Annotated in this window: 13 protein-coding genes; all 13 read left to right on the top strand. The window is 44.5% G+C overall.

What is annotated here, in order from left to right; translation table 11 throughout:
- The first annotated feature begins 89 nt into the window (after positions 1 to 89).
- The 13 genes from FG28_RS12985 to FG28_RS13045 all read left to right on the top strand — a co-directional run bounded on the left by FG28_RS12985 (position 90) and on the right by FG28_RS13045 (position 14,760).
- On the top strand, positions 90 to 4,490 hold the full coding sequence (locus tag FG28_RS12985) for a CusA/CzcA family heavy metal efflux RND transporter (protein ID WP_036383459.1): 4,401 nt from the start codon (positions 90 to 92) through the stop codon (positions 4,488 to 4,490).
- 18 nt (positions 4,491 to 4,508) lie between these two features.
- Positions 4,509 to 5,771, top strand: a complete 1,263-nt coding sequence (locus tag FG28_RS12990; RefSeq protein WP_036383460.1) for an efflux RND transporter periplasmic adaptor subunit — start codon at positions 4,509 to 4,511, stop codon at positions 5,769 to 5,771.
- A 115-nt stretch (positions 5,772 to 5,886) separates the two neighbouring features.
- On the top strand, positions 5,887 to 6,225 hold the full coding sequence (locus tag FG28_RS12995) for a P-II family nitrogen regulator (protein WP_036383461.1): 339 nt from the start codon (positions 5,887 to 5,889) through the stop codon (positions 6,223 to 6,225).
- Positions 6,226 to 6,235: 10 nt separating this feature from the next.
- Complete coding sequence (locus tag FG28_RS13000) at positions 6,236 to 6,658, top strand: Fur family transcriptional regulator (protein ID WP_036383462.1); 423 nt, start codon at positions 6,236 to 6,238, stop codon at positions 6,656 to 6,658.
- A gap of 34 nt (positions 6,659 to 6,692) precedes the next feature.
- Positions 6,693 to 7,064, top strand: a complete 372-nt coding sequence (locus tag FG28_RS13005; protein WP_036383464.1) for an STAS/SEC14 domain-containing protein — start codon at positions 6,693 to 6,695, stop codon at positions 7,062 to 7,064.
- Between the two features lie 27 nt (positions 7,065 to 7,091).
- Positions 7,092 to 7,310: an SHOCT domain-containing protein gene (locus FG28_RS13010; protein ID WP_036383466.1), complete on the top strand. Its 219-nt coding sequence runs from the start codon at positions 7,092 to 7,094 to the stop codon at positions 7,308 to 7,310.
- A gap of 42 nt (positions 7,311 to 7,352) precedes the next feature.
- Positions 7,353 to 8,123, top strand: coding sequence for a helix-turn-helix domain-containing protein (locus tag FG28_RS13015; RefSeq protein ID WP_036383468.1), 771 nt, complete (start codon positions 7,353 to 7,355; stop codon positions 8,121 to 8,123).
- An 81-nt stretch (positions 8,124 to 8,204) separates the two neighbouring features.
- Positions 8,205 to 8,567 (top strand): STAS/SEC14 domain-containing protein, encoded by a 363-nt coding sequence (locus tag FG28_RS13020; protein ID WP_036383471.1) that lies wholly within the window; start codon positions 8,205 to 8,207, stop codon positions 8,565 to 8,567.
- A complete protein-coding gene (locus FG28_RS13025) occupies positions 8,564 to 10,498 on the top strand; it encodes a heavy metal translocating P-type ATPase (RefSeq protein WP_036383473.1) in 1,935 nt (644 codons plus the stop codon). Before FG28_RS13020 ends, FG28_RS13025 begins: the two co-directional genes overlap by 4 nt.
- Before the next feature lie 79 nt (positions 10,499 to 10,577).
- Positions 10,578 to 12,566: a heavy metal translocating P-type ATPase gene (locus FG28_RS13030; RefSeq protein WP_051947305.1), complete on the top strand. Its 1,989-nt coding sequence runs from the start codon at positions 10,578 to 10,580 to the stop codon at positions 12,564 to 12,566.
- A gap of 39 nt (positions 12,567 to 12,605) precedes the next feature.
- Entirely contained in the window at positions 12,606 to 13,040 is a 435-nt protein-coding gene (locus FG28_RS13035) for a Fur family transcriptional regulator (protein WP_036383475.1), read from the top strand.
- A gap of 87 nt (positions 13,041 to 13,127) precedes the next feature.
- Positions 13,128 to 14,531 carry a dihydrolipoyl dehydrogenase gene (gene lpdA / locus FG28_RS13040; RefSeq protein WP_036383477.1) on the top strand — a complete coding sequence of 468 codons (1,404 nt, stop codon included), beginning with the start codon at positions 13,128 to 13,130 and terminating at the stop codon, positions 14,529 to 14,531.
- A 19-nt stretch (positions 14,532 to 14,550) separates the two neighbouring features.
- Positions 14,551 to 14,760, top strand: coding sequence for a hypothetical protein (locus tag FG28_RS13045; protein WP_036383480.1), 210 nt, complete (start codon positions 14,551 to 14,553; stop codon positions 14,758 to 14,760).
- Positions 14,761 to 14,763: the final 3 nt, after the last annotated feature.

Raw genomic sequence — 14,763 nt, forward strand, 5'->3', positions numbered from 1 at the left:
TACGTGATGCTTTTCAAAATAAGCATCACATTATAAACGCATTGTATCTCATTGCATTGCGATGTTTAAACTGAATTAATACTTTTACTATGATTAACAAAATCATTTCATTTTCCATTAATAACAAGTTTATTATTGGGCTCTTCATAGTGGCACTGGTAGGTACGGGCATTTGGTCTATGGCCACTATAAATCTGGGTTCTGTCCCCGATATTACCAACAACCAAGTACAGGTTATTACAGTAGCCCCAAATTTAGGTACTGAGGATATTGAACAATTTGTTACCTATCCTGTAGAATTGGCAATGGCCAACCTTCCTGACGTTATCGAGCTGCGTTCGGTATCTCGTTTTGGGCTGTCCGTGGTTACCATTGTTTTTAAGGACGAAGCAGGCACCTATCTTCCCCGGCAATTGGTGCAAGAAAAATTGACCGAAGTCGCCGGGGAAATTCCCGAAGGTTTTGGTACGCCTTTTATGGCACCCATTACTACGGGTCTGGGCGAAATATTCCAATACACCTTAAAGGTAAAAGAAGGATACGAAGATAAATACGATGCAATGGAACTTCGTACCATTCAGGATTGGATTGTTAAACGCCAAATGGCATTAGTGCCCGGTGTGGTCGAGGTCAATGCTTTTGGGGGCTATGTGAAGCAGTACGAAGTGGCCATAAACCCTGACAAACTAAAAAGTTTTGGCATTACCATGGGGCAGGTTTTTGAAGCCCTTAAGGTGAACAATGCCAATACAGGCGGTGCCTATATTGAAAAAAACCATCAGGCCAACTTTATCCGTGGCGAAGGTTTGGCCAGTAGCCTTGAAGATTTGGAAAATACGGTGGTTACTACCCAAAATGGAACACCTGTTCTGGTACGTGATATCGCTCAGAAAGTGGGCTATGGGAATCAGGTACGTTATGGGGCGTTTACCCAAGATGGCCACGAATCCGTGGGAGGTCAGATTTTGATGTTAAAGGGAGAAAGCCCAAGTAATGTGATCAATAATGTAGAAAAACGAATTGACGAGATACAAAAATCGCTTCCCGAGGGCGTTTATATTGAACCGTTCTTAAGCCGTGCCGAACTTATAGCCAGGACCACAAGTACGGTAGAGAAGAACTTGATTGAAGGTTCATTGATTGTGATCTTTGTGCTTGTACTGCTCTTGGGGAGTTTACGTGGCGGATTGATTACCGCTTCGGTAATCCCGTTATCATTACTCTTCGCATTTATCCTGATGAAACAGTTCGGCGTATGGGCAAATTTAATGTCCCTTGGTGCCATCGATTTTGGGATTATCGTGGATGGTGCGGTCATTATCGTGGAAGGTATGGTATTGCATATCCATCAACGGATGAAAAAATCAAAAGCAGCGATAGGTCAGGCCGAAATGGACGAAATGGCATACGAATCGGGAAGTACGATGATGAACTCTGCCTTTTTCGGTCAGCTTATCATTCTTATCGTATTTACACCAATCCTTTTCCTTACCGGAGTTGAAGGAAAAATGTTCCGTCCCATGGCATTTACCTTTGGTTTTGCCGTACTTGGGGCGATTATCCTATGCCTTACCTACGTACCTATGGTTTCGGCCTTGTTCCTGAAACCTGCAAAAAACCAGGACCATTGGTTTGCCAAATTTGAAAATAGTATCGATAGGTTCAGTGATAAAATCATGGCAGGGTTGAACAAAGCCTATAAGCCATTGCTGTCGTTTGCATTGCGTTTTAAGGCTGGTATTGTTTTAGGGGCAGTTGCTTTACTGGCAATCGCAGGATTTATATTCAGCACTATGGGTGGTGAATTTATCCCAAAGCTGGATGAAGGCGATATTGCCATGCAGGCCCTGATAAAACCGGGCAGTAGCCTTACCGAATCCATTGAAGCTTCAAAAAAACTTCAGAACTTGATAAATGAATTTCCCGAAGTGAAGACCATGATCTCGAGGATCGGGGTGGCCGAAATCCCTACCGACCCCATGCCCATGGACATTGCCGATAGTTACATCATCCTTGAAAAGGATAAGAGCAAATGGACCAGTGCGGAGAGCAAGGAAGAACTCATAGAAAAAATAAAGGAAAAGATTTCGGTTATCCCGGGGGTGAACTTCGTGTTTACCCAACCCGTAGAGCTCCGTTTCAATGAACTGTTGACGGGTGTCCGGGAAGATGTTGCCATCAAGATCTATGGTGAGGACCTGGATGTTCTGGCCGAAAAGGCACAGGAAATGGCGGCAATCATACAAACCGTAGATGGCGCTGGTGATGTACGGGCGGAAGCGACCAGTGGCCTGCCACAGATGACCGTTGTCTATAACCGGGCAAAGATGGCGCAATACGGGGTTACCATTGACAAGCTCAACGATTATGTGAGTGCCGCCTTCGCAGGGGAATCGGCAAGTGTCATATTCGAGGGCGAAAAGCGCTTTGACGTGGTCATCCGTCTGGCCGAGGACTATCGAAAGGATATCAACAACCTTAAAAATCTGTATATAGACCTGCCCAGTGGTAACCAAGTGCCCCTAAAGGAATTGGCGGACATCAGCTATAAACCCGGGCCCATGCAGATTTCCAGGGACAATACCTACCGGCGAATCTATGTGGGGGTAAACGTTCGGGGCAGGGATGTCAAGTCCATGGTCGAGGAGGTTCAGCAAAAGCTCGATGCCCAGTTGAAACTGCCCCCGGGGTATTATATAACCTATGGCGGTTCTTTTGAGAACCTTCAAAGGGCGACCGACCGATTAATGATCGTAGTGCCTATTGCACTGTTCCTAATTTTCATATTGCTCTACTTTGCTTTGAGCTCGTTCTCACAGTCGGTAATGATTTATATGGCAGTACCCCTGGCAGCCATTGGTGGCGTGTTTGCCCTTTGGATACGGGGAATGCCATTCAGTATTTCCGCAGGAGTCGGATTTATCGTGCTTTTTGGTGTTGCAGTATTGAACGGACTGGTACTGATAAACAAATTCAATGATTTAAAAGAAAGTGGTATGACAAATTTAAAAGACAGGATCTACGAGGCAACCCACGAGCGCTTGCGCCCTATATTGCTTACGGCAACGGCGGCCATTATGGGCTTTATCCCAATGGCGATTTCTACTTCCGGTGGTGCAGAAGTGCAGCGACCATTGGCAACCGTTGTTATTGGTGGCTTGATTACGGCAACCTTTTTAACATTGGTGGTAGTCCCGGTACTTTATAGTTGGTTGGAATCCCGTAAGGAGCGTAGAAATAATGGTGACGATACGGGTTATATCAAAAAAAGCCAAGCCATCATTCCAGTTTTATTGTTGGTTGGAGGATTTTTATCATCTGGTAACCTATCGGCCCAAAACAATCCCATCGCTCAAACCTTGACTTTAGATGAAGCTATAGTAATGGCAAGGGAAAATTATCCCACCCTAAAGGAAGGACAAGCGTTCATAGACAGGGAACAGGCCTTGAAGGGCACCAGTTTTGACCTGGGCAGCACGTTTCTATATGCCGGCAGGGAAGACCAAGGCCTGAATCAGGGAAATCTGCGTACCTTCGGGGTACAACAGGGCAACATTGACCTGCTCTCCGGGTTTTCAAAATCCAGGTTCTATAAGGAACGCACCAAGCTGGGCGAGAAATTCTATGACCTTAGTGAGCAGCAGCTGGTACGGGATGTGATGCAGGCCTATTATGAGATTGCCTACAATAAGGCCCGCCTGAAGCTTGCCGAGCGGCTGGACAGCATTTATGCCGATTTTGAAAGCGCGGCCAAATTAAGGTACGATAGCGGTGAGACCGGAAAACTCGCCTATATTTCGGCTACCTCGGAGTACCAACAAATACAGGTGTTAAAGCAACAGTCCTATGATGATATCGAGATTGCCAAAAGGGCATTGAAGCAATATCTGGGAATCGATGGTTCCATTGATACGATGGATGGGCCTTATGGGATCATAAACCCAATATCGGTTGTGGACACTTTGGATATAAGCAATAACCCGTTGCTGCAATTCGACCTTCAGAACGCTGCAGTGGGCAAAGCGAACGTAAAGGTCGAAAAATCCCAGTTCCTGCCAAAGTTCAGCCTGAGCTATGACAATCTCAAGTATAATGATGTTACGGGGTTCAATGCCTATCAGGCGGGCATCAGCATCCCTTTGTGGTTCCTTCCGCAAAAAAATAGGGTAAGGGCGGCCAAGGCAGATGCCATGGTGGCCGAAAACCAGTATTTGACACAAAAGGCGACCACCGAGAGCCTGGTCTCCCAACTGTACAAAGCCCAGGACAAAACGTTGAAGTCGTTGAGGTACTATGAAGAAGCGGCACTGCCACTGGCAGAGGAACAGTTGACCACTGCCGAACTGGCAAACAAGGAAGGTGAGATAGACTACATTAGCTATATCACCATCCTCAACAGTGCCATCAACATCAAAATAAACCATTTGGATTTCATCAACCAATATAACCAACAGGCCATTGAGATACAATATCAATTGGGCAATCTATAATCTTAAAAAGAAAGAAAAATGAAGAATATACTATTAGTTAGTACCGTATTATTGACACTTATGTTTCTGAGCTGTAACGATGCCCCAAAATCCGAGCTTGGGCATAACGAAACGGAAGGCGTATCAAAAACCGAAGCACCTGGAGAAGATGCGCACGGAGAAGAGGGTCACGACGAAGAAGAAGGTGGCCACGAAGGGGAAGAAGGGGAAGAAGGTGTTGTTGAACTTACAAAACAACAGGCCGAAACCATCGGTCTGGAAACGAAACCTCTGGAGGAACGTAATTTAGGGAACAACATTAAGGTAACAGGAACACTCGAACTCTTCCCACAGGACAGGGCAAACATTAGTCCCTTTATTGGTGGAAATGTTAGCTCGATCAAGGTAGTACCGGGCAACATTGTGCGCAAGGGACAGGTGTTGGCCTATATAGAACACCCGGATATCATCGCCATGCAACAGGAATACCAGGAAAAGAATGACGAACTGGTATTTTTAAAGCAGGATTTTGAGCGCAAAAAGACCCTCTATGACAAAGGGGTTTCCTCTGGCAAGGAATTCCAAATGGCGCAATCCAAATTTCGTTCCACCACTTCCAGTGTAAACGGCCTAAAGTCCAAACTACGCTTGTTGGGACTGGACCCTTCCAAAGTGGCCGAAGGGGAGATCTATTCTGCCATCCCCATTATTACGCCCATTAGTGGCTATGTGGGCGAAGTAATGGTAAGCCTGGGCGATTATGTGGCCCCACAATCCAAAATGTTCTCGATAAGCGATAATTCGAAAATCTATGTCAATTTCAAAGTATATGAAAAGGACATCAAGCAGGTCAAGGAGGGACAACAGATTTATTTTTCAACAGCCTCAAAACCTAATGAATTGTTAAAGGCCACCGTGCGTTCCATAGGGCAGACGTTTGAGAGCGATCCGAAGGCCATAGAGGTATTGGCAGATATCGAGAATAAAGACAAGGACCTTTTGCCCGGAATGTATGTGGAGGGAAGAATTGTACAAGGAGAAAAATCAGGCTTTGCTGTTCCCGAGGAAGCTATTGTCCAGGAAGGTGAACAGTCTTATATCTTCATCATGGATGAGGATGAAGAACCTGTTGAAAATAAAATGAAATATAAACGCATCCCCGTGAGCACGGGGGTCAACGATCTGGGGTTTGTTGAAGTTAACCTGCCTGCAGGAACACCCGAAAATATCAAAATAGTAACAAATGGGGCCTATACTCTTTCTTCAGAAATGGTGAAAGGCGAATTGGAGCACGGACATTAATTCTCTAAAAATCAAGGATTTTGATTCCGAGTTTGTTTATCGACTTAATTTAGTTAGTTAAAAATTAAAGAACAGGCTCGGTTCAAAATCGATTAAAAATTTAAACATTTTAAAAATGAAAGAAATAAAAGCATTTGTTAAACCGAACAGGATACAAAGGGTCATCGAAGCCCTTAGCGATAAAGGTTTTAAAAGTATGACGCTTTCACAGGCGGAGGGTACTGGAGCATTCAAAGCAAAAGGCGCGAAGCCCTCATTGGATTTTCACGTAACCGATAGTCCGGTGGTAAAAGTGGAGCTGGTATGTCAAAATGAAGAAGCACAATCGGCAATCGATATTATTACGGAAAACGGTAAAACGCCCGACCCAGGGGACGGTATCATCTATTTATCGGATATTGAGGATGCCTTCCAGATCAAAACGGGGGAATCCTTAAAACGGTACGACCTCTGACCCATCGCACATGGAAAAAATCGTCAAAAAATTGGAGAGCAAGGGAATACGACCCACCCCGATGCGTCTGTTGACCTATAAAAAGTTACTGGAAAACGAGGTGGCCATCAGTTTGGGCGAATTGGAGAGTTTCTTCGAGAAGTCGGAAAGGAGTACCCTTTTCCGGACGATGAAAACATTTGAGGAAAAAGGCATCGTACATCAAATAGAGGACGGTACGGGCATTATGAAATATGCGCTCTGTGAGGAAGACTGTGAATGTGAGGTGGGCAACGACCTGCACCTGCATTTTCATTGCACCCGGTGCAACGAGACCGTTTGTTTGACCGACCGTAAAATCCCGCAGGTAAACCTGCCCCAAGGATATATGGCAGAGGATATCAATCTGGTCGTAACGGGAGTATGCAATAAATGCAATGGCAATTTGGAGTAACCTTTAAGGACAATAATATCAAAAGAATACGACGATGATAGCAATCTATAAAAAAGACCAAATCTTATATACCATCGCAGATCAAGAGCTGGATGCCGATGATGGGGCGACCTTAGTCAAGGCCCTGAATGAACATTTGAAAAGCAATGAACTGCCCGCTTGGTATATGGAAATGGAGCCTCGCAAAAAAGGAGTGAAGAAAAGCAGCGGTGAGAGGTTGGATATTTCCTTTCCCGAAGAAGCACGGCTTAAGAAAATAGCCTTGGTGGGCGAAAAAACATGGCAAGAACGGTTTACCGAATCGCTATTGCCGTTTAGTGAAGCCCACATAAAATATTTCGGACCTGAAGATGGAAACATGGCCAACAACTGGCTCGAACAAACAAGCAATAGCAATAGTAACTGAAACATGAATCTTTAAATCTAGAAAATTATGATGGACGATTGGTATTTTGGGGGAATGCACTGGATATGGTGGGGGTTATGGATAATCCTCATCTTCTGGATATTCCTGATTCCCTACCCCACACCGGGACAGAAAAACAGAAAGGACAGGGCAATGGAAGCCCTGAGGGAGCGGTACGCCCGCGGCGAAATCGACGAAGAGGAGTTTGAGAAACGCAAGACGTTCCTGTTAAAGGACAAAAAATAACAGTGTTTTGCTTTTGACCGAACGACCATAACACCGTTATCTATGCAAAGAAGAAAAATAGGGATATGGCTTTTGGCAGGCTTTGCCTTTGGGGTCTTTATACTGCAACCCTTGGGCCTATCCCTTTTTCTCTTTGACCGGTCGGGCGATTCCGGTCACTGGCCAAGCTATCTTGGCGAGGCTTTTGAAACCGTATGGGGTTTTACCGATGTTGACCAAGTCCTTAAAAACCTGTTGTTCGGAATATTGGGAAGCAGCCTTGCCTTGATGGTCTTTTTCAGAAAAAAGATTTTTCAACTGAACAGGAAACGGATGGATGGGCAAACCCTGCTGGAACTCATTAAAAAAGGCGAGAATGATTTGGTGGAGTTCAAATCAAGTCTGCGATGGGATTTACGTCAATCCAAAGTGAATAAACAGTTGGAATTTGTAATTATCAAGACCATAGCGGGTTTTATGAACACCAACGGTGGTAATTTGCTTATAGGAGTAGACGATAACGGCAACATCCTCGGTCTAAACCAGGATTTTGACACCTTGAAAAAACCGGGTACAGATGGTTTTGAGCAATACCTGATGCAGTTGATATCTTTAAAATTGGGAACCCATTTATGTACGGCTGTAAATGTATCTTTTTACAGATATGGAGAAAATGACGTGTGCTACATAGAAATAGACCCGGCCAAAACACCAGTCTATCTAAGTCAAGACGGGAGGTCACGGTTTTATATTAGAACGGGCAACGGAACGCGCGAACTCGATTTGCCCGAAGCCATCTTGCACTTAGGAAAAGAGAAGGCGCTTTATAATTAAGAAAAGTAAGTGTAGGCCAATGGATATTTGCACATACAACGCACTAATATTTTAAATAGATTAATATAAAGATATACAAATATGTTACAGATAATAAACTTAGAACAAGAACATCTTATTGCCGCTAAAATCAGCGGGAAACTTACGGAAAAGGATATGGAAAAGATGCATCCGCTTATCCACAACATCATAGAAAAAGGGCATAAAGTGGATTTCTATTTTGAAATGGAAGATTTAAAAGGCTATACCCTTAAAGGCTTTTGGGAAGACCTAAAGATTGATTCGGCTCATTTGGGAGATTATGGCAAGATGGCCTTTGTGGGCAATAAAAAATGGCAGGAATGGGCCGCGAAGGCAACTGATTTTTTCATAAAGTCTGAAGTTAAATTTTTTGATAGTAAAAATAAAGAGCAGGCAATGACCTGGGTCTCAACAAAAGGATGAAAAAGAAAAAACTACAGCTACGGGAGCTAAAAGGGAAACAGTCCACTGTAATTTCAGCAACCGAAAAAAAGCTCAAAACCTATTTACCGGCAATTTTCAGCTTTGTGATGCTCATAGTTGGTATTGCCATTGACTATTTCGATGCCTTTCCTTTCTTTAAGGGATGGGTCAGGATTGTGTGGTACACGGTGGCTTACATCCCTGTTGGCTTTCCCGTCATCAAGGAGGGATGGGAAAGTATTAAAAATGGCGATTTCTTTACAGAATTTTTCCTGATGTCCATCGCAACCTTGGGAGCATTTGCCATAGGCGAATATCCAGAGGGCGTTGCCGTGATGTTGTTCTATGCCGTGGGCGAACTGTTCCAAAATGCTGCCGTAAACCGTGCCAAAGGAAACATTAGGGCACTTCTGGATGCACGACCGGACGAGGCATTGGTCTATCGTAATGGGGACTTCGTTTCCGTCAATCCCGAAACGGTCAATATTGGCGAGAAGATACAGGTACGGGTGGGCGAAAAAATCCCATTGGATGGCAAACTGCTATCAAACAAAGCATCGCTCAATACAGCTGCCATTACTGGCGAAAGCAAACCCGACACCATAACACAGAACGAAAAAGTCTTTGCGGGAAGCATCAATCTCGACGGTGTCATCGAAGTAGAAACCACCAAGAAATTCAAGGACAGTTCCATCGCCCGTATTCTGGAGATGGTACAGAATGCCACGGCCCGGAAATCAAAGACCGAATTATTTATTAGGAAGTTTGCACGGATTTATACGCCCATCGTGGTTTTCCTTGCTATCGGACTCACTTTGTTACCATACTTTTTTGTCGATGAATATGTGTTTAGGGATTGGCTATACCGAGCTTTAATTTTCTTGGTGATTTCCTGCCCTTGTGCCTTGGTCATTTCCATTCCACTGGGCTATTTCGGCGGTCTGGGTGCGGCATCGCGCAACGGAATCCTGTTCAAAGGTGCATCCTTTCTCGATGCAATGACCAAAGTGAATACTGTGGTGATGGACAAAACCGGAACCGTTACCAAAGGGGTCTTTAAGATTAAGGAAGTGATAAATACATCCGCTTTTGCGGAAGTGGAATTTATGAAATACCTGATGGCGATGGAAGAACAATCTACCCACCCCATTGCAAAGGCAATTCTGGAATACAAAGCGGACGGTACTGATTTTAAGGCATCCGAAGTTTCTGAAGTTGCCGGTAAGGGATTAAAGGGCACAGTCAACCATAAGCAGGTCTTGGTCGGCAACAAAGCATTGATGACTTCCAATAGTGTTGATGTTCCACCTGAAACCGATGTGATAGTCGAATCTATAGTGATGGTCGCCATCGATGGAAAATTCGCAGGCTATGTGACCATTGCCGATGAACTTAAGGAAGACGCGCATCACACCATTCAACAGATTCGGGTGGCCGGAATAGCTAAAATCATAATGCTCTCTGGAGACAAGGATTCCATAACCCAACAAGTTGCCAAGGAACTGAATATTGATTGGGCCAAAGGCGGCTTGCTACCCGAAGATAAGCTCAACGAGGTCGAAAAGCTCAAGGAACAACCTGAATCCACGGTAGCATTTATGGGCGACGGCATCAACGATGCACCCGTGCTCGCAGCCAGTGATGTGGGTATTGCAATGGGTGGTTTGGGCAGCGATGTGGCCATAGAGACCGCAGACGTTATCATCCAGACCGACCAGCCGAGCAGGATGGCCCGAGGAATCCAAATTGGACGCTCAACACGCCGTATCGTATGGCAAAATATTGGTCTTACTTTTGGGGTAAAAGGGATTTTTCTCATTTTGGGTGCCATCGGTTTGGCTACGATGTGGGAGGCTGTGTTTGCCGATGTAGGTGTTTCGTTCGTTGCCATTCTCAATGCAATACGTTTGCAAAAAATGAATTGGAAATAGCAAAAATGTTAACCTTTAACAAATTACAAGCCCAAAACTGGATTAAATCTTAATTAACGATAACAAAACCATTAATAATATGAAAGACAAGGAAAAACACAGCAAAGACGATGGCCACAACCACGACCACGGCGGCATCTTCGGCAAAAACACCGAACTCTATTTTGCTATTTTAAGCGGGGTCACACTAATTACGGGTTTCCTATTGGAGAAATTTACCGGGGTTTCAGAAAACATTCCTTTTTGGCTCTATATTGCGGCCTACTTTTTCGGTGGCTATTTTACCTTGAAGGAGGCCATCGTCAAGATTTCCAAGGGCGGATTTGAAATCGATTTCCTGATGCTGGTCGCAGCTGCAGGAGCCGCCTATTTGGGCGAATGGGCAGAAGGTGCCTTGTTGCTGTTCCTGTTTAGTTTGGGTCACGCACTGGAAAACTATGCAATGGGCAAGGCCAAGAAATCCATTGCAGCGTTAACAGACCTTGCGCCTAAAACCGCACTATTAAAGAAGGATGACGATACCGTTGAAGTCGGTATAGAAGAGTTACAGATAGGTGATACTATCGTGGTACGCCCCAACAGTAAAATATCTGCTGATGGTGTTATTGTAAAGGGCAATAGTAGTATAGACCAGTCACCCATTACCGGGGAAAGCGTTCCAGTGGACAAAACACCAATAGAAAATCCCGATAAGGAATATACAGCAAAAAGCGATATTCCCGACGAGAACCGTGTATTTTCAGGAACTATCAATGGCAACAATACCCTCGAAATAAAGGTGATTAAAGAGGCAAAAGATTCTACCCTCAACCGCTTGGTCACTATGGTTCAAGAGGCCCAGGACCAAAAATCGCCCACACAATTATTGACAGACAAGTTTGAGCGGTACTACGTGCCATCGGTAATCTTATTGGTCATAGTATTAAATTTTGCTTTTTTGGTCATCGATGAAACGTGGAATGAAAGCCTGTACCGTTCCCTGGCGGTACTTGTGGCAGCCAGTCCTTGTGCCCTGGCCATTTCTACGCCATCTGCTGTATTGAGTGGTGTGGCAAGAGCAGCACGAGGCGGGGTTTTGATAAAAGGCGGTCGCCCCTTGGAAGACTTAGGGGTACTTACCGCTCTCGCTTTTGACAAAACGGGAACACTTACCGAAGGAAAACCAAAGCTTACCGACGTCGAAAGTTTTGGCAGTATAGATAAAAAGGAACTGTTGGAAATCGCGATTGCGGTTGAGGAACTGAGTGACCATCCCCTGGCAAAGGCTGTTGTAAGGGATGGGATGGAGCGGCTTGGGAAGGACACCAAAATTCCCGATGCCGATGATTTGGAAGCCGTACAGGGCAAGGGCATAAAGGCAAACTATCAAGGGAATTCCATTTACATAGGCAACCTTGAGCTTTTTGAGGATATTGATAAAGGTGTTCCCAGCGATGTATCAGAAAAGGTAAGAGCGCTTGAAGGGGAAGGAAAGACCACGATGCTAATAAAAAGGGGCAATGAATTTATAGGGATGCTGGGGCTAATGGACACGCCACGGGAAAAAGCCAAGGAAACCCTTGCCCAACTAAAGGAAATAGGCATCAAGAAAATGATAATGCTTACCGGCGACAACCAGAAAGTAGCCGACGCTGTAGCCGAGGAAATCGGTTTGACCGAAGCTCGCGGAAGTCTGCTTCCCGAAGAAAAAGTGGAGGCCATCAAAAAACTTGCGGAACAGGAAAATAAACTGGCAATGATAGGTGATGGGGTCAATGATGCCCCTGCTATGGCAAACAGTACCGTTGGTATTGCAATGGGTGCGGCGGGAAGCGACGTGGCTTTAGAGACCGCAGATATAGCACTAATGGCAGACAAACTGGAAACCTTGCCTTTTGCCATCGGTTTGAGCAGAAAAGCGAAGGCGATAATCAAGCAAAACTTATGGGTTAGCTTGGGGGTTGTTGCCCTTTTAATTCCTGCGACCATAATGAGCTGGGCAAGTATCGGCATAGCCGTGGCGGTTCACGAAGGCTCTACGTTGGTAGTGGTGGTCAATGCATTGCGTTTGCTCGCCTATAAAAAATAAATCCAATAAAGGAGATTGCCTTTGAATCAAGATTAAAAAATGAACAAAACGGAAAAAATATTGTCAAGTCACGGTATTCGCCCTACTCAAATGAGGTCCAAGATATACAGGTATCTGAGAAGGAAGCAAAGTGCCGTGTCCTTTTCCGATTTAAAAAAGGTCTTTGCCGAAAAGAGCGAAACCAATAAGACAGCAAACAGAACGACCTTTTATCGCAACCTTAAGATTTTTGAGGAGAAGGGACTTATTCATCAGATTAATGATGGAACCGGAGTGGCAAAATTTGCAATTTCTGATGAAAACGTTAAAGGTAAATATGGTTCGGATTTACATCTGCATTTTCATTGTACCGAATGTAAGAAAACAATCTGTTTGCCAAATAAAATACCGGAAGAAAGTTTACCAAGTGATTATAAAATAAACGATGTCAACTTGGTATTAAAAGGGATATGCGTGAAATGTAAGGAAAAATAACAGGTGGGAGTTCCAGAACTTTGAACCCTTGCGCCCAAGAGGCAAGTTCAAGGTTCTTCCACCTTATTTAACCAAAAAAATACAATTATGGAAAAATATGATATAACAATTATTGGTTCCGGTCCAGGTGGCTACATGTGTGCCATACGTGCTGCACAACTGGGCTTTAAAGTGGCCATAATCGAAAGGTACAGTACCCTTGGCGGCACTTGCCTTAACGTGGGTTGTATCCCTTCAAAAGCCTGGCTGGAAGCATCGGAACATTACCACAAGCTCAAACACCAATTCGAGGATTTCGGCATTGATGTCAAGGAGGCGAATGTAGATATTGTAAAAATGAACCAAAGGGTTCAAGACGTCGTGGGGGAAATCATCAACGGGGTAGCCTACCTGATGAAAAAGAACAAGGTTACCGTTTATGAAGGCCACGGAAACATCAAGGACAAAAACACCATTGAAATTAAGGGCGAGGACAAAACACAAACCATAGAAACCGATAAAATGGTCATCGCCACCGGGTCAAAACCTGCATCCTTGCCCAACATAGAAATAGATAAAAAAAGGATTATTTCCTCTACGGAAGCGCTTGCCCTTAAAGAAATCCCCAAACACTTGATGGTCGTTGGAGGTGGTGTCATTGGGGTCGAGATAGGTTCGGTTTTCGCCAGGTTAGGTTCAAAGGTTTCCATCGTAGAGTATTTTGATGGGCTTATTTATACAATGGACAAATCCGTAGGGCATCAATTGTACAGGTCCCTAAGAAAACAAGATATCGAGTTCTATCTGGAACACAAGGTCACAAAAGCTGTGGCAGCAGATGATAAAGTAACCCTTACGGCACAGAACAGGAAAGACGACAAGGAAATGCAGTTGGAAGGCGACTATTGCCTGATGGCCATTGGGAGAAAACCTTTTACATCAGGCTTGGGCCTTGCAAACGTGGGAGTGGAAACCAACGAAAAAGGACAAATAAAAGTAGACGATAACCTGGAAACCAATGTAAAAGGGGTCTATGCCATTGGAGATGTAGTCCGAGGTGCGATGCTCGCCCATAAGGCCAGTGAAGAAGGTGTTTTTGTGGCCGAACGCATTGCGGGACAAAAGCCGCACATCAATTATTCCCTCATACCAAACATTGTCTATACACAGCCCGAAGTAGCCGGCGTGGGACTTACCGAAGAGGAACTTAAAGAAGCAGGAAGGGCTATAAAAACGGGCACGTTTCCCTTTAAGGCCAATGCACGGGCCAAGATAAGTATGGACACCGATGGCTTTATAAAAGTGATTGCAGACAAGGAAACCGATGAAATTTTGGGCGTTCATATGATAGGTCCGCGCATAGCCGATAGTTATACGGAAGCTGTCGTGGCGATGGAATTCAGGGCAGCGGCAGAGGATATTGCCAGAATGTCCCACGGACACCCCACATTTTCAGAAACCTTTAAGGAAGCCTGCTTGGCTGCTACCGAAGACAGGGCGTTGCATATATAAAATTATAAAAAAAACGAAGATGAAGAAAATTCAAAAACTAACCCAAGAAATCAACGAATTGACCCTAAGGATTGAACACGAATATCCCGAACTCTATCGGTATTTGGATGAGAACCCCATAACGATTCCCGTAGATGATGAAGCAAAACCGACCATTAAATCGTTCGCTGATTATTTGGAGAGCTTAAAATCGATTTTGGAAAAATATATGGAATCCCATAGTAAGTAAAGA

The organism is Muricauda sp. MAR_2010_75, from assembly GCF_000745185.1.
GTDB lineage: Bacteria > Bacteroidota > Bacteroidia > Flavobacteriales > Flavobacteriaceae > Flagellimonas.